The sequence below is a fragment of the Streptomyces sp. NPDC052773 genome (assembly GCF_044547145.1).
GTDB lineage: Bacteria > Actinomycetota > Actinomycetes > Streptomycetales > Streptomycetaceae > Streptomyces.
Map to the genome: position 1 here is coordinate 242,587 of NZ_JBITZX010000006.1, position 14,576 is coordinate 257,162.

Sequence of the window (14,576 nt, forward strand, 5' to 3'; positions counted from 1 at the left end):
GCCCGCGGCTGAGTGGTCTCAACGAGTGACCTCCGGGTAGGACCTGCTCCGCAGCGCCGGGGGCTGGGTATCCCTGATCGGGTGATCAGGGGAATCGTTGCCGCCCGCCGTGTCGCCGTCGCGCTCGTCGCCGCCGCGCTGTTGCCCGCCGGTGCCGTGTGGGCCGCTCCCGAGCCGCCGGCCCCGGCGGCGGCGGAGCTGGTGCCCGGGGTGTATCAGTCGGGGCCCGTGGACACGCCCGACCAGGTGCTGGCGCCGCAGGTCTACCAGCCGTCGGTGGCGGAGGACGCCCTGGAGCCGAGTGACGCGCCGGAGGGGGCGTACGCGCTCGTCGAGTACGTGCCGTTGGAGGACGCGGTGGGGCGGGTGGCGTGCAGCGCGAAGGCGGGGCCGTATCAGCGTGAGGTCGAGGGGTGGCTGAAGCTGACGGTGGACGGGGAGCAGTCGGCGGCGGACTGTGAGGCGATCCGGGCGTTCCAGACGCAGCACGGCATCAAGCCGGCGATCGGGTTCGCCGGGCCGGTGACCTGGGCCCACATGCAGTTCCTCGCGGCCCGGGAGAACCCGAACGCGGCCGGGAAGTGCCCGGTGCGCACCGGGCGGGTCGCGTGCGTCGACCTCGACCGGCAGCTCACCTGGGTGCAGCAGGGCGAGAAGGTGCTCTTCGGGCCGGTGCCGATGCGGAGCGGGCGGGCGGAGTATCCGACCCGCACCGGGTCGCACAAGATCTACTGGCGCCACAAGAACCACCTGTCGACGCTCTACAACACCCCCATGCCGTACGCCCAGTTCTTCAGCGGCGGCCAGGCCTTCCACGCGGTGTACGACACCATTCACACGACGGTCGGCTCCATGGGCTGCGTGAATCTGCGGCTCGGTGACGCGCGGGAGCTGTGGGACGTGCTGAAGGCCGGCGACGAGGTGTATGTCTGGGGGCGCAGGCCCGGCCCCTAGGGGTGTCTCGCACCGGCTCCGCCGCCCCTGCGTCGACCGGGCCGTCCGGGGCCTCTGAGACACTGGGCGCGATGAGTACGACTGCACATCTGCCGACCGCCCCGCTGCGCGCCCGCGCCGAGATCGATCTGGCCGCGCTCCGCGCCAATGTGCGGGCGCTGCGTGCCCACGCCCCCGGCGCGGCCCTGATGGCCGTGGTGAAGTCCGAGGCGTACGGCCACGGGGCGGTGCCGTGCGCCCGCGCGGCCGTGGCGGCGGGGGCGACCTGGCTGGGCACCGCCACGCCGGAGGAGGCGCTGGTGCTGCGCGCGTCCGGCGCCGTGCCCGCGGACGTGCGGATCCTGTGCTGGCTGTGGACGCCGGGCGGGCCGTGGCGGGAGGCGATCGAGGCCGACGTCGACGTGTCCGTCAGCGGGATGTGGGCGCTGCGGGAGGTCACCGAGGCCGCGCGGCTCGCGGGGCGCCCGGCCCGGGTGCAGCTGAAGGCCGACACGGGGCTCGGGCGGGGCGGCTGCCAGCCCGGCGGGGACTGGGCGGAGCTGGTCGGCGCCGCGCTCGCGGCCGAACGGGAGGGCCTGCTGCGGATCACCGGCCTGTGGTCGCACTTCGCGTGCGCCGACGAGCCCGGCCACCCCTCCATCACCGCCCAGCTCGACCTGTTCCGGCGGATGCTGGCGTACGCGGAGGGCGAGGGCGTGCGCCCGGAGGTGCGGCACATCGCCAACTCGCCCGCCACGCTCACCCTCCCCGAGACCCACTTCGACCTGGTGCGCACCGGTATCGCCCTGTACGGCATCTCGCCCAGCCCGGAGCTCGGCACCCCGGCGGACTTCGGGCTGCGCCCGGTGATGACCCTGTCCGCCTCGCTGGCCCTGGTGAAGCAGGTCCCCGACGGCCACGGAGTCAGCTACGGCCACCGGTACACCACGGCGGGCGAGACCACCCTCGGCCTCGTCCCGCTCGGGTACGCCGACGGCATCCCCCGGCACGCCTCGGGCTCCGGCCCGGTGCTGGTCGGCGGGAAGTGGCGGACGGTCGCCGGGCGGATCGCGATGGACCAGTTCGTCGTGGACCTCGGCGGCGACGAGCCCGGGCCCGGCGCGCAGGCCGTGCTGTTCGGGCCCGGCGACCGGGGCGAGCCGACCGCCGAGGACTGGGCGCAGGCCGCGGGCACCATCGCGTACGAGATCGTCACCCGCATCGGAACGCGCGTTCCCCGCGTCTACGTCGACAGCGAGGGGCCCGAGGGGAACGGCGAGGGCGGCGACCCGGCGATGTGAACGGGCACCGGAGGGGTAATCGGTAAGCGACCGGCCAGTAGCGCGTCAGCGGGATCGGCAGCGCGTCAGTGGTGAGGAGCGGTAGGTGAGCGAGAGCAGCCCGAAGGCGGTCGCGGACGCCGCGGCCGTCGTCTCCGCCGCGGCGGCCGGGAACTGGCGCCGGGCGACCGGGATCGCGGGCGCCGCGATAGGCGTGCTCGCCGCGGGCGCCGCCGCCGGCGTGGCGCTGGAGCGGATGACCGTCGGCCGCGACATGCGCCGCAAGGCCCGCCTCGCCCTCGACGCGGCGGGGCCGTACGGCGCCCTGCGCGGCACCCCCGGCAAGGCGTACGCCGACGACGGCACCGAGCTGTACTACGAGGTCGACGACGTCGAGCCGGACGCCGGTGCCTCCGTCGGCCCGCGCCGCCGCCGGCTCTTCGGCCGCAAGGCCCCCGCGCCCGTCACCGTCGTCTTCAGCCACGGCTACTGCCTCGGCCAGGACTCCTGGCACTTCCAGCGGGCGGCGCTGCGCGGCGTGGTGCGGACCGTGCACTGGGACCAGCGCAGCCACGGCCGCTCCGGGCGCGGGGTGGCCCAGCTCGAGCAGCGGGTGCCGGTCAGCATCGACCAGCTGGGGCGGGACCTGAAGGCCGTCCTCGACGCCGCCGTCCCCGAGGGTCCGATCGTGCTGGTCGGGCACTCCATGGGCGGGATGACGGTGATGGCGCTGGCCGACCAGTACCCGGAGCTGATCCGGGAGCGGGTGGTCGCCGTCGCGCTGGTCGGGACGTCGTCGGGACGGCTCGGCGAGGTCAACTTCGGGCTGCCGGTCGCCGGCGTGAACGCGGTGCGGCGGGTGCTGCCGGGCGTGCTCAGGGCGCTGGGGCAGCGGGCCGAGCTGGTGGAGAAGGGACGCCGGGCCACGGCCGACCTGTTCGCCGGGATCATCAAGCGCTACTCGTTCGCGTCCCGGGACGTCGACCCGGCCGTCGAGCGGTTCGCCGAGCGGATGATCGAGAGCACCCCCATCGACGTGGTCGCCGAGTTCTACCCGGCCTTCACCGAGCACGACAAGACCGAGGCGCTGGCCCACTTCGCCGGTCTGCCGGTGCTGGTGCTGGCGGGCGTGGAGGACCTGGTGACCCCCAGCCGGCACAGCGAGGCCATCGCCGATCTGCTGCCGGACGCCGAGCTGGTCCTGGTGCCGGACGCCGGGCACCTCGTGATGCTGGAACACCCGGAAGTGGTCACCGACCGGCTCGCCGACCTCCTCACCCGCGCGGGTGCCGTGCCCGCAGGGGCTACCGTGGGTGGCTATGGAAGCACCAGCGGCACCGCACGACCCGGCTGAGCGCGACGCCTCCGCGCGGCTCACCGTCACCTCTCCCGACCAGATGCGCGAGCTGGGCCGCCGGCTCGCCAAGCTGCTGCGCGCAGGCGACCTGGTGATGCTCACCGGGGAGCTGGGCGCCGGCAAGACGACACTCACCCGCGGCCTCGGCGAGGGGCTGGGCGTGCGCGGCGCGGTCACCTCGCCGACGTTCGTGATCGCCCGGGTACACCCTTCGCTCGGCGACGGCCCGCCCCTCGTCCACGTCGACGCCTACCGGCTGTCCGGCGGGCTGGACGAGATGGAGGACCTGGATCTCGACGTCTCGCTGCCCGACTCGGTGATCGTCGTGGAGTGGGGCGAGGGCAAGGTCGAGGAGCTGACCGAGGACCGCCTGCACGTCGTCATCCACCGGGCCGTCGGCGACACGACGGACGAGGTGCGGCACGTGACGCTGACCGGCGTCGGGGAGCGCTGGGCGACGGCGGACCTGAACGCGCTCACCGCGTGAGCCATCGGCCCCGGCCGGGCCGAGCCGGCGCCGCCCGGGGCCGGCCCGGTTCCGGCGGGCGCCGAGCCGGGCCCGGCAGGCATGAACCGTCGGTTCCGGCTGAGCTGAACCCTCGATTCCGACAGGCTGTCGGGAAAATATTGCGCCGGGGCGGTCGGGCGTGGTCACATGGTATCCCTCGCGTAGTTAGGTTTACCTAACCACGTCCGCCCCCAGGTCCCAGGAGGCGTCCATGCCGGTCCCGGAACGAGACGAGACCCCGCCGCGCGTGGTGGCCGCGGTGTCCATGCGCGATCTGCTGGCGTCCTGCGCGGCGGCGACCGCCGTCTCCACGCCGCCCCGCCCGACGTCACCCACCGAGCCCCGCCGACCGGAACCCGAACGGGTGACCGAGCACAGGGAAGCCGCGTAGGTCCCGGTTCGCCCTACCGGATGACGACGACCTTCTGGCCGATCGTCGCGAACTCCCACATCGCGTTCCCGTCCGCGCGCGACTGGCGGATCCCGCCGGTGCGGCTGCGCGGGTCGGGCACCGGGGTGGAGCCGTCCACCGCCGCGCTGAAGCCGATGGTCACGCCGTCGACACCGGCGAAGCGGACGACGTGCTCGATGGGCGTGCCGTCGGAGCCGGTGATGCGCTTGGAGCGGGACGTGACCGCGTAGACCCCGGGCGACGGGTCGACCGTGCTCGGCATGACCCGGAAGGTGCGCAGCACCTTGTTCGCGGGGTCGACCAGCCACACCCGGTCGTCGTCCAGCGAGTACACGACCCGCTCCCCGGCTCCGGAGCCGCCCGGCAGCGCGGTGGGGTTCCGCTTGTCCCGCGGCGCCTTCGTCACCGCCGCCACGGGCGTGCCCGCGGCCTGCGGGTGCGCCAGCTCCTCCGGGACGTTCGCCGACGCCTGATAGGCGAGGTACCCGACCGTCACCATCGCCGCCGCCGTCAGCCCGGTGACGAATCCGGCGCTGCTGCTGGCCACGGGCGTCCACCTCCGCGTCGTATGTCCACAAGAATCCAGAGACGTACCGTAACGGGAGGTGACGGTAGCAGCCGGGGGGCGGAGGAACCGGTACTTCCGACACGGGCCCCGGGGAGCCGTAGGCTGTTGGCGTGCTCTTGCTCGCTCTGGATACCGCCACCCCCGCCGTCACCGTCGCCCTGCACGACGGCACGGACGTCATCGCCTCGTCCAGCCAGGTGGACGCGCGCCGGCACGGCGAGTTGCTGCTGCCCGCCGTCGACCGGGTGCTCACCGAGGCCGGGCTCAAGCTCGAAGCCGTCACCGGCATCGTCGTAGGGACCGGACCCGGTCCCTACACCGGGCTGCGCGTCGGCCTGATGACCGCCGACACCTTCGGCCTCGCCCTCGGCGTCCCCGTGCACGGTGTGTGCACCCTCGACGGCCTCGCCTACGCCACCGACCTGGAGGGCCCCTTCGTCGTGGCGACCGACGCCCGCCGCAAGGAGGTCTACTGGGCGCGGTACGCGGACTCCCACACCCGGGTCACCGACCCGGCCGTCGACCGGCCCGCCGACATCGCCGAGCAGGTCAAGGGCCTGCCCGCGGTCGGCGCCGGGGCGCTGCTGTACCCGGACGTCTTCCCCAGCGCGCACGAGCCCGAGCATGTCTCCGCCGCCGCGCTCGCCTCGCTGGCCGCCCGGAAGCTGGCGGCGGGGGAGGAACTGTCCGCGCCGCGTCCGCTGTATCTGCGCCGGCCCGACGCCCAGGTCCCGAAGAACTACAAGGTGGTCACCCCCAAGTGACCGGCACCCCGACCCCCCGACTGCGCGAGATGCGCTGGTGGGACATCGACTCCGTACTCGAACTGGAGCGTGACCTCTTCCCCGAGGACGCCTGGTCGCGGGGCATGTTCTGGTCCGAGCTGGCCCACGCCCGCGGGCCCGAGGCGACCCGGCGCTACCTCGTCGCCGAGGTCGTCCCGGAGGACGCCCCTCGGGAGGCACCGGCGCGCGACGGCGGCCGGATCGTCGGCTACGCGGGGCTCGCCTCCGCCGGTGACACCGCCGACGTGCAGACCATCGCCGTCGCCCGCGACCACTGGGGCACCGGCCTCGGCGCCCGCCTGCTGACCGAGCTGCTGCGGGCCGCGACCGCCTTCGAGTGCGCCGAGGTCATGCTGGAGTGCCGCGTGGACAACGTCCGCGCGCAGAAGCTGTACGAGCGCTTCGGTTTCGAGCCCATCGGCTTCCGGCGCGGCTACTACCAGCCCGGCAACATCGACGCCCTGGTGATGCGCCTGACCACCCTGCCTGACCGCGGCTCCGCCCCGGGCGCCACCTCCGTACAAGGAACCGAGATCAATGACTGACGAACCTCTCGTCCTCGGCATCGAGACCTCCTGCGACGAGACCGGCGTCGGCATCGTCCGCGGCACCACCCTGCTCGCCGACGCCGTCGCCTCCAGCGTCGACGAGCACGCCCGCTTCGGCGGTGTGGTCCCCGAGGTCGCCTCCCGCGCCCACCTGGAGGCGATGGTGCCGACCATCGACCGCGCGCTGAAGGAGGCCGGGGTCAGCGCCAAGGACCTCGACGGCATCGCCGTCACCGCCGGTCCCGGCCTCGCGGGCGCGCTCCTGGTCGGCGTCTCCGCGGCCAAGGCGTACGCCTACGCCCTCGGCAAGCCGCTCTACGGCGTCAACCACCTCGCCTCGCACATCTGCGTCGACCAGCTGGAGCACGGCCCGCTGCCCGAGCCGACGATGGCGCTGCTGGTCTCCGGCGGGCACTCCTCGCTGCTGCTGTCCTCCGACATCACCTCCGACGTCCGCCCGATGGGCGCCACCATCGACGACGCGGCCGGCGAGGCCTTCGACAAGATCGCCCGCGTGCTGAACCTGGGCTTCCCCGGAGGCCCGGTCATCGACCGGTACGCGCGCGAGGGCGACCCGGAGGCGATCGCCTTCCCGCGCGGCCTGACCGGCCCCCGCGACCCGGCGTACGACTTCTCCTTCTCCGGTCTGAAGACCGCCGTGGCCCGCTGGATCGAGGCCAAGCGGGCGGCGGGCGAGGAGGTGCCGGTGCGGGACGTGGCGGCCTCCTTCCAGGAGGCGGTCGTCGACGTGCTCACCCGCAAGGCCGTACGTGCCTGCAAAGACGAGGGCGTCGACCACCTGATGATCGGCGGCGGCGTCGCCGCCAACTCGCGGCTGCGGGCGCTCGCCCAGGAGCGCTGCGAGAAGGCCGGGATCCGGCTGCGGGTGCCGCGCCCCAAGCTGTGCACCGACAACGGCGCGATGGTCGCGGCGCTCGGCGCGGAGATGGTCGCCCGGGGCCGGGCCGCCTCCAGCTGGGACCTGTCCGCGGACTCCTCCCTGCCGGTGACGGACCCGCACGTGCCCGGGCACGACCACGACCACGTCCACGAGGTCAGCAGGGAGAACCTCTACTCGTGACGGTCGCGTTGATGTGGGAGGCGCGGGCGGTCCCCGGCCGGGGCGAGGAGCTGCTGGAGTGGGCCCGCGCCCAGGAACTGGCCCCGGCCCCGCTGCGGCGGGAGACCTTCCGCGCCCCGCAGGACCGGGTGCTCGTCGTCACCTGGTGGGACGCCGATCACGACGCCCGCCTCCCCGAACTGCCGGAACCCGCGGGCGACCTGGTCACCCGCGCGGTGCACCGGTGGCGGTTCGAGTCGGTGGACGTCACCCCCGCCGGGAGCTGAGCGGATCAGCCGAGCGGCCGTACCTCCGTCTCACAGCGCAGCACCCGGTCCGGGCCCAGCACCCGCTCCGGCCCGGTGAGGGTCAGCTCCGCGGTGTGCCGTACGTCCGTGCTGGACGCGGCCAGCCGCAGCTGGAGCGCGCCCGGCTCGACCACGCGGCGGCCGGTGCGGTCGGTGAAGGACGACAAGTCGGCGGGGAAGCGGAAGGTCACCCGGGCCGCCTCGCCGGGCTCCAGGGCGAGGCGCTGGTAGCCCACCAGGCGGACGTCCGGGCGGGTGACCCGGGCGACCGGGTCGTGCAGATACAGCTGGACGACCTCGGCGCCGGCCCGGTCGCCGGTGTTACGGACGGTGACGGACAGGTCGTACGAGCCGTCCGTGCCGATCTCCGGGGCGCCGCCGGTGACGTCCTCCCAGGCGAACGTGGTGTACGAGCGGCCGTGGCCGAAGGGGAACAGCGGGGTCGGGTCCAGGTTGCTGACCTCGCCCGCGAGGCCCAGGGGCGGCTGGAGGTACGTCCACGGCTGGCCGCCGGGGTCGCGGGGCACGCTCACCGGGAGCCGCCCGGACGGGTTCACCCGCCCCGACAGCACGCCCGCCACGGCCGGGCCGCCCTCCTCGCCGGGGAAGAAGGCCTGCACGACCGCGCCGAGCCGGCCGTCCCAGCGGCCGAGCGCGTAGGGGCGGCCGGTGAGCAGCACCAGCACGACGGGCACGCCGGTCTCCACCAGGGCGTCCAGCAGCTCGGCCTGCACGCCGGGCAACCGGAGGTCCAGGGCGTCGCAGCCCTCGCCGGAGGTGCCCCGCCCGAACAGGCCGGCCCGGTCGCCGAGCACGGCCACGCACACATCGGCCTCGGCGGCGCGGGCCACCGCCTCCTCGAAGCCGGAGCGGTCCGGGTCGGAGGTGTCGCAGCCCTCGGCGTAGGTGACCTTCGCGTCGGGGAGTTCGGCGCGCAGGGCCTGCACCAGGGTGGGGATCTCGATGCCCATGGGGACCTCGGGGTGCTGGACGCCCACGTGGGAGGGGAAGGAGTAGCAGCCCAGCATGGCCAGCGGGTCGGCGGCGCGGGGGCCGACGACCGCGATCCGGGTGTCGGGGGACAGCGGCAGCAGGCCGTCGGGGTTGGTCAGCAGGACCACCGACTCCTCCGCCAGCCGGCGGGCCAGGGCGCGGTTGGCCGCCGAGTCCAGGTCGATCGGGCCGACCGGCTCGGGCGTCCAGTCCTCGTCGAGCAGGCCCAGCTCGCACTTCTGCGTCAGCACCCGGCGCACCGCCCGGTCGATCAGCTCCTCGGGCACCTCGCCCGCCCGCACCGCCGCCGCCAGGGGCTCGCCGTAGCACTTCACGGTCGGCAGTTCCACGTCGATGCCCGCGGCGAGCGCGGCGTGGGCGGCCTCGGCGTCGGTGCCCGCGACCCGGTGCAGGGTCTGGAGGAAGTTGATCGCGAAGTAGTCGGCGACGACCGTGCCGGTGAAGCCCCACTCCTCGCGCAGGAGGTCGGTGAGCAGGCCGGGGTCCGCCGAGGCGGGCACGCCGTCCGTCTCGGTGTACGCGGCCATCACCGAGCGGGCGCCGCCCTCGCGCAGCGCGTGCTCGAACGGCGGCAGGGTCACGTCCGCGAACTCCCGCACCCCGGCCCGCACCGGGGCCAGGTTGCGGGCGCCCGCCGAGGACGCGTACCCGGCGAAGTGCTTCAGCGTGGCCACGATGCCCGCGGACTCCAGGCCCCGCACATAGGCCGCGCCGACCGTGCCGACCAGGTACGGGTCCTCGCCGATGGTCTCCTCCACCCGGCCCCAGCGCAGGTCCCGTACGACGTCCAGGACCGGGGCGAGGCCCTGGTGGACGCCGACCGAGCGCAGGTCGTGGCCGATGTGCCGGCCCATCTCCTCCACCAGCGCCGGGTCGAAGGAGGCGCCCCAGGCCAGCGGCACCGGGTACGCCGTCGCGCCCCAGGCGGTGAAGCCCGCCAGGCACTCCTCGTGCGCCATCGCCGGGATGCCGAACCGGCCGGCCTCGGCGATCCGCCGCTGGGCGCGGGCCAGGGAGCGGGCGCCGGTCTCCGGGTCGACGGGGGCGGTGCCGAAGGGACGCGTGAGCTGGCCCAGGCCGTGGGTGATCAGCTCGTCCCACTCCTCGGCGGAGCGCTCGACGGCCATGTCGTGCTGGTGCGGGGCGACTCCGGCGCCGTCCGTGGCGGCGCCCACCCACACGCCGTACAGCTGGGCGGTCTTCTCCTCCAGGGTCATCCGGGAGAGCAGGTCCTCGACACGGGCGGCGGTGGGCAGGGCGGGGTCACGCCAGGGGGTGGACATGAAACTCCTGTCGGTAAGGGAGGGTTCGAAAAGGCCGCTTCACTTGCCGCCCACGCCCATCAGGCCGCTGACGAGGGAGCGGCGGGCCACCAGGTAGACGGCGAAGATCGGGATGCCGGACAGGACGACCGAGGCGAGCAGGGCGGGGACGTTGACCCCGAACTGGCTGACGTAGTTGAAGAGTCCGAGGGTGAGGACCCGGGGACCGTCCGACTGGGTGAAGATCAGCGGGAAGAGGAAGCCGTTCCAGGCCTGGAGCGCGGAGTAGATCACCACCGTGCTGATGCCGCCCTTGGCCAGCGGGATCACCAGCTGGAACAGCATCCGCAGCGAGGAGGCGCCGTCCAGGGCCATCGCCTCGTACAACTCCTCCGAGATGTCCCGCAGGGTGCCGGTGAGGATCAGCACCGACACCGGCATCGCGAAGGCCGCCGTCGGCAGGATCACGGCGGGCAGGGTGTCGTACAGGCCCAGCTTGGCGATCAGCAGGTACAGCGGGACGACGACCGCCTGCGCCGGGATCGCCACGCCCAGCAGGAAGAGCCGGAACGCGGCGCCCGACCAGCGGTTGCCGGTGCGGACCGCGACGTACGCCAGCGGCACGGCGAGCACCAGGACGAGGCCGACCACCGCGACCGCGACGATCGCCGTGTTGCTGAGGAGATGGCCGAAGCCGCTGTTCAGGACGGTGTTGTAGTTGTCGAGGGTGGGGTCGGACGGGGGCTTGAGCGGGTTGCCGTCGAGGGACTGGTCCTGGCGGGTCAGCGACGCCGAGAGCATCGCGTACACCGGGACGAGGACGACCACCAGCCAGATCAGGGCCCCGAGGCCGGCCACCGGGTTGGGGCGCCGGGTCCAGTGCCGCCGGCGGCGGGCCGCCTTCGCCGGGGAGCCGGCGGCGGGCTCCTTCCGGGTGTCGGCGGGACGCGGCAACGTATCGTGTGACACTCCGTCACATCCCTTCGCGGGTACTGCGCATGGTGCCGAAGCCGGTCAGCCGCACCAGCAGCAGGGAGAGCCCGGTGGCCGCCACGACCAGGAAGGACGCGAGGGCGCTGGCGTAGCCGAAGTCGTACGACTTGAAGCCCGCCTCGTACATCAGGTACGGCAGGATCGCGGTGTCCGTGCCGGGGCCGCCCTTGGTGAGGATCAGGACCGTCTCGAAGTACGTCAGCGAGCCGACGACGATCAGCACGCTGGACGTGGTGATGGTGTGCCGCAGCTGCGGCAGGGTGATCGAGAAGAACTGGCGGTAGCGGCCGGCGCCGTCGATGGCCGCGGCCTGGTAGAGCACCGCCGGGATCTGGCGGGCGCCGCCCTGGTAGATCAGCGTGTGCAGCGGCATGAACTGCCAGCCGCCGACGAACACGATCGCGAGGAACGCGCCGCTGGAGGAGCCCAGGGTGTCCTTCTGGATGATGCCGAAGTTCGGGTCGAGCAGGGCGTAGAAGAGCACCGCGACGGCCGTCGAGGACAGCAGCAGCGGCACGAAGAAGATCGCGGACAGCACCGCGCGGTTGCGCTGCTTGCCCGCCGCCCAGACGCCCAGGAGCAGCGAGACGACCGTCTGGAAGAGCCAGGAGCAGGCGGTGAGCAGGACCGTCAGCCACAGGGACTGGGTCAGGCGCGGGTCGTCGAGGAGCCTTTGCCAGTTGTCGAGGCCGACCGGGCGGGGGTCGCCCAGGCCGTCCCACTCGGTGAAGGAGAGGTAGAACGCCAGCGCCATCGGGACGACCGCGAAGAAGGCGAAGAACAGCACGCCGGGCAGGGCCCAGGCGGCGTGCGGACGCCCCGCCCGGGCCCTGGCGGGCTTGGTGCCGGCCGCGGGGCCGGCCTTGGTGGTGGCCTTGCTCACTTCAGCCCCTTGCAGGCGGCCACGAACTCGCTCGGCGAGGCCTTGCCCGCGAACAGCTTGCCGATCTCGGTGTGCATCTTGGTGCCCAGCTCGTCGCCGAGCGCCTGGTCCCAGGAGAGGGTGAAGGCGGGCGCCTCCTCGACCATCCGGTACTGGAAGCGGGCGTACTCGGGGTTCGGCGCGTCGCCCAGCAGCAGGGCCGCGTTCGACGTCGTGGGTACGTCGCCGTTGGCGACCAGGTCCCGGGCGTACTCGCGGGAGGCGGACTCCTTCAGGAAGGCGACGGCCGCGTCCTTGTTGCGGGTACGGGCGTTGATCGACCAGTAGTTGGTGGGGTTGCCGACGACGTTGCGGGCGTCGCCGGAGCCGCCCTCGATCTTCGGGAACGGGGCCCAGCCCAGGTCCTTCTTCGCGAAGTCCGGGAACTTGCCGAGCTGCGTGGAGTACTCCCACGAGCCCATCAGGTGCATCGCCGCCCTGCCCTTGGCGAAGACGGCGGGGGCGCCGCCGTTGACGTACGACACCGAGGTGAACTTCGAGCCGAAGGCGCCGTCGTCGACCAGCTCCTTGACCATCTCGGCGGCCTTCAGCACGGCCGGGTCGCCCCAGCCCTCGGCGTCGCCGTCCTGGATGCGACGGAAGACCTGCTCGCCGCCGATGCGGTCGACCAGGTACTCCAGCCACATCAGTTCCGGCCAGATGTCGGAGCCGCCGAGGGCGAACGGGGTGATGCCCGCCTTCTTCAGCTTGGCGTTGATGTCGAGCAGCTGGTCCCAGGTGGTGGGCGGCCGGAGCTTGTGCTCGGCGAACACGGACTTGTTGTAGAAGAGGATCACCGGCTGCATGCCGCGCATGGGCACGCCGTAGTGGCGGCCCTTGAGGTCGCCGGCCGCGAGCACCGAGGGCAGGAAGCCCTTCTTCAGGACCTCGTCGTTCTCGATGATGTCGGTCAGGTCGATGAGCTTGCCGGCCTCGACGTACGGCTTGATCGAACCGCCGCCCCAGTTGAAGAACACGTCCGGCGCGCTGGGCGAGCCCATGGCCGTGCGCAGCTTGGGGGAGTAGTCGGAGCCGGGGATCCGCTCCAGCTTGACCTTGCCGCCGGTCTTCTTGGCGGCGGCCGACTTGTTGAAGCGGTCCACGGCCGCCTGCTGGACCTTCACCGCGTCGTCGCCGTAGACGAACGCGGTGAGGGTGGAGCCGCCGCTGCCGGAGCCCCCGCCGGAGCCGCAGGCGGACAGACCGGTGGTGAGCAGGGTGGTGGCGCCGGCGCCGAGCACCCAGCGTCTGCTGAACGAACGTCCGCCGTTGGACGTGTACCCCATGGCAGCAACCTCTCGGCTCTTCTCGTCCCGCAGCGGCGCACGCGCGCGGACGCGTGGGCGCTCGGGCGGCGCCTGGGCGCTTGGGCGCTCGACGCTTGTGCGGGCGGTGCAGGACGAATGTTTCGGGCTGAATCTCGAATGTTCCGGGAACCTATGGCGCCACGCGGGGTCCGTCAAGAGGTCGCGCAGGGATACGATCGCGGGCATGACTCCACCGGAACGCGCTCAAACCCAGACGGCACGGCGGTCGGCCCAGACCGCGACGCTCGCGGAGATCGCCCGCGAGGCGGGGGTGTCCGCGCCGACTGTTTCGAAGGTCCTCAACGGACGGGCCGATGTCGCCCCGGCGACCCGCAACCGTGTGGAGGAGCTGCTGCGCGCCCACGGCTACCGGCGCCGCCGGGCCGAGGCGACCCGCTCACCGCTGATCGACCTGGTCTTCCACGAGCTGGAGAGCGCCTGGGCGCTGGAGGTCATCCGGGGCGTGGAGAACGTCGCGCGGGACGCCGGGCTGAGCGTGGTGCTGTCCGAGAGCGCGGGCCGGCTCACCCCCGGGCGCTCCTGGGCCGACCAGGTCGCGGCGCGCCGCCCGCACGGGGTGATCCTCGTGCTCTCCGAGCTGGACGAGTCCCAGCGGGCGCTGCTGACCAGCCGGTCCATCCCGTTCGTCGTCATGGACCCGGCCGGCGACCCCGGGACCGACGTGCCGTCGATCGGCGCCACCAACTGGCAGGGCGGCCTGGCCGCGACCCGGCACCTGGTGGAACTGGGCCACCGCCGCATCGGCGCGATCAGCGGGCCCAGCCGGATGATGTGCAGCCGGGCCCGGATCGACGGCTACCGGGCGGCTCTGGAGACCGCCGGCCTGCCCGTGGACCCCTCGCTGATCAAGGCCGGGGACTTCCACCACGAGTCCGGCTACCGCCTGGGCCTGGAACTCCTGCGCCGGCCCGACCGGCCGACGGCCGTCTTCGCGGGCAACGACCTCCAGGCGCTCGGCCTCTACGAGGCGGCGCGGGAGCTGGGCCTGCGGGTGCCGGAGGACCTGAGCATCGTCGGCTTCGACGACCTGCCCGTCGCCCGCTGGGTCGGCCCCCCGCTGACGACCGTCCGCCAGCCCCTGACCGAGATGGCCGAGGCGGCGGCCCGCCTCCTCCTCGAACTGAGCCGCGGCGACGACGCCACCCCCGCCGCGACCCGCGTCGAACTGGCCACAAGCCTGGTGGTCCGCAGCAGCACGGCACGGGTGGAGTGAGGGGGTCTTCCCCCGGGGGCCGCTGAACTGTCGTCCACGCGGCGCCGAAATGGCCCTCGCGGGCGACCGGCCCGTTTCGACCGCT

15 protein-coding genes are annotated in these 14,576 nt (G+C 73.4%); 10 read left to right on the forward strand and 5 right to left on the reverse strand.

Features of this window, described 5'->3' with window-relative positions; genetic code table 11:
• The first annotated feature begins 81 nt into the window (after positions 1 to 81).
• The 5 genes from ACIG0D_RS16255 (at position 82) to ACIG0D_RS16275 (ending at position 4,469) form a co-directional block, all read left to right on the forward strand.
• On the forward strand, positions 82 to 954 hold the full coding sequence (locus ACIG0D_RS16255) for a L,D-transpeptidase family protein (RefSeq protein WP_399800778.1): 873 nt from the start codon (positions 82 to 84) through the stop codon (positions 952 to 954).
• Between the two features lie 71 nt (positions 955 to 1,025).
• A complete protein-coding gene (gene alr, locus ACIG0D_RS16260) occupies positions 1,026 to 2,234 on the forward strand; it encodes an alanine racemase (RefSeq protein WP_399800781.1) in 1,209 nt (402 codons plus the stop codon).
• Positions 2,235 to 2,319: 85 nt separating this feature from the next.
• Entirely contained in the window at positions 2,320 to 3,567 is a 1,248-nt protein-coding gene (locus ACIG0D_RS16265; RefSeq protein ID WP_399800783.1) for an alpha/beta fold hydrolase, read from the forward strand.
• Positions 3,533 to 4,057 carry a tRNA (adenosine(37)-N6)-threonylcarbamoyltransferase complex ATPase subunit type 1 TsaE gene (gene tsaE, locus ACIG0D_RS16270; RefSeq protein ID WP_399800786.1) on the forward strand — a complete coding sequence of 175 codons (525 nt, stop codon included), beginning with the start codon at positions 3,533 to 3,535 and terminating at the stop codon, positions 4,055 to 4,057. The genes ACIG0D_RS16265 and tsaE overlap by 35 nt, the downstream gene beginning before the upstream one ends.
• A gap of 232 nt (positions 4,058 to 4,289) precedes the next feature.
• The gene (locus ACIG0D_RS16275) at positions 4,290 to 4,469 is read left to right on the forward strand and encodes a hypothetical protein (protein ID WP_399800788.1); all 180 of its coding nucleotides are present in this window, start codon (positions 4,290 to 4,292) and stop codon (positions 4,467 to 4,469) included.
• Between the two features lie 13 nt (positions 4,470 to 4,482).
• Here ACIG0D_RS16275 and ACIG0D_RS16280 read toward each other — a convergent pair whose 3' ends face one another.
• Positions 4,483 to 5,037, reverse strand: coding sequence for a hypothetical protein (locus ACIG0D_RS16280; RefSeq protein ID WP_399800790.1), 555 nt, complete (start codon positions 5,035 to 5,037; stop codon positions 4,483 to 4,485).
• A gap of 131 nt (positions 5,038 to 5,168) precedes the next feature.
• On the opposite strand from ACIG0D_RS16280, the gene tsaB reads away from it, so the two are divergent.
• From tsaB to ACIG0D_RS16300, 4 genes are read left to right on the forward strand one after another with little or no spacing between them, the layout of a single operon-like run.
• Positions 5,169 to 5,822, forward strand: coding sequence for a tRNA (adenosine(37)-N6)-threonylcarbamoyltransferase complex dimerization subunit type 1 TsaB (gene tsaB, locus ACIG0D_RS16285; protein WP_399800793.1), 654 nt, complete (start codon positions 5,169 to 5,171; stop codon positions 5,820 to 5,822).
• A gap of 29 nt (positions 5,823 to 5,851) precedes the next feature.
• Positions 5,852 to 6,388 (forward strand): ribosomal protein S18-alanine N-acetyltransferase, encoded by a 537-nt coding sequence (rimI, locus tag ACIG0D_RS16290; RefSeq protein ID WP_399801230.1) that lies wholly within the window; start codon positions 5,852 to 5,854, stop codon positions 6,386 to 6,388.
• Positions 6,381 to 7,472, forward strand: a complete 1,092-nt coding sequence (gene tsaD, locus ACIG0D_RS16295) for a tRNA (adenosine(37)-N6)-threonylcarbamoyltransferase complex transferase subunit TsaD (RefSeq protein ID WP_399800796.1) — start codon at positions 6,381 to 6,383, stop codon at positions 7,470 to 7,472. The genes rimI and tsaD overlap by 8 nt, the downstream gene beginning before the upstream one ends.
• Positions 7,469 to 7,738, forward strand: a complete 270-nt coding sequence (locus ACIG0D_RS16300; protein WP_399800798.1) for a hypothetical protein — start codon at positions 7,469 to 7,471, stop codon at positions 7,736 to 7,738. Before tsaD ends, ACIG0D_RS16300 begins: the two co-directional genes overlap by 4 nt.
• Before the next feature lie 5 nt (positions 7,739 to 7,743).
• Here ACIG0D_RS16300 and ACIG0D_RS16305 read toward each other — a convergent pair whose 3' ends face one another.
• The 4 genes from ACIG0D_RS16305 to ACIG0D_RS16320 form a co-directional block, all read right to left on the reverse strand.
• Positions 7,744 to 10,056 (reverse strand): glycoside hydrolase family 3 N-terminal domain-containing protein, encoded by a 2,313-nt coding sequence (locus tag ACIG0D_RS16305; RefSeq protein ID WP_399800800.1) that lies wholly within the window; start codon positions 10,054 to 10,056, stop codon positions 7,744 to 7,746.
• A gap of 39 nt (positions 10,057 to 10,095) precedes the next feature.
• On the reverse strand, positions 10,096 to 11,004 hold the full coding sequence (locus ACIG0D_RS16310; RefSeq protein ID WP_399800802.1) for a carbohydrate ABC transporter permease: 909 nt from the start codon (positions 11,002 to 11,004) through the stop codon (positions 10,096 to 10,098).
• Between the two features lie 4 nt (positions 11,005 to 11,008).
• On the reverse strand, positions 11,009 to 11,824 hold the full coding sequence (locus ACIG0D_RS16315; protein ID WP_399801232.1) for a carbohydrate ABC transporter permease: 816 nt from the start codon (positions 11,822 to 11,824) through the stop codon (positions 11,009 to 11,011).
• Positions 11,825 to 11,907: 83 nt separating this feature from the next.
• On the reverse strand, positions 11,908 to 13,236 hold the full coding sequence (locus ACIG0D_RS16320; RefSeq protein ID WP_399800805.1) for an ABC transporter substrate-binding protein: 1,329 nt from the start codon (positions 13,234 to 13,236) through the stop codon (positions 11,908 to 11,910).
• Between the two features lie 205 nt (positions 13,237 to 13,441).
• Between ACIG0D_RS16320 and ACIG0D_RS16325 the strand changes: the two genes are divergently transcribed.
• Positions 13,442 to 14,491 (forward strand): LacI family DNA-binding transcriptional regulator, encoded by a 1,050-nt coding sequence (locus ACIG0D_RS16325; RefSeq protein ID WP_399800807.1) that lies wholly within the window; start codon positions 13,442 to 13,444, stop codon positions 14,489 to 14,491.
• Positions 14,492 to 14,576 lie beyond the last annotated feature (85 nt).

What these genes read in the sequence shown, in the direction of transcription:
- ACIG0D_RS16325 (WP_399800807.1), top strand. Translation starts at nt 13,442, where the DNA reads ATGACTCCACCGGAACGCGCTCAAACCCAGACGGCACGGCGGTCGGCC.
- ACIG0D_RS16275 (WP_399800788.1), top strand. Translation starts at nt 4,290, where the DNA reads ATGCCGGTCCCGGAACGAGACGAGACCCCGCCGCGCGTGGTGGCCGCG.
- ACIG0D_RS16320 (WP_399800805.1), bottom strand. Translation starts at nt 13,236, where the DNA reads ATGGGGTACACGTCCAACGGCGGACGTTCGTTCAGCAGACGCTGGGTG.
- tsaD (WP_399800796.1), top strand. Translation starts at nt 6,381, where the DNA reads ATGACTGACGAACCTCTCGTCCTCGGCATCGAGACCTCCTGCGACGAG.
- rimI (WP_399801230.1), top strand. Translation starts at nt 5,852, where the DNA reads ATGCGCTGGTGGGACATCGACTCCGTACTCGAACTGGAGCGTGACCTC.
- ACIG0D_RS16305 (WP_399800800.1), bottom strand. Translation starts at nt 10,056, where the DNA reads ATGTCCACCCCCTGGCGTGACCCCGCCCTGCCCACCGCCGCCCGTGTC.
- tsaE (WP_399800786.1), top strand. Translation starts at nt 3,533, where the DNA reads ATGGAAGCACCAGCGGCACCGCACGACCCGGCTGAGCGCGACGCCTCC.
- alr (WP_399800781.1), top strand. Translation starts at nt 1,026, where the DNA reads ATGAGTACGACTGCACATCTGCCGACCGCCCCGCTGCGCGCCCGCGCC.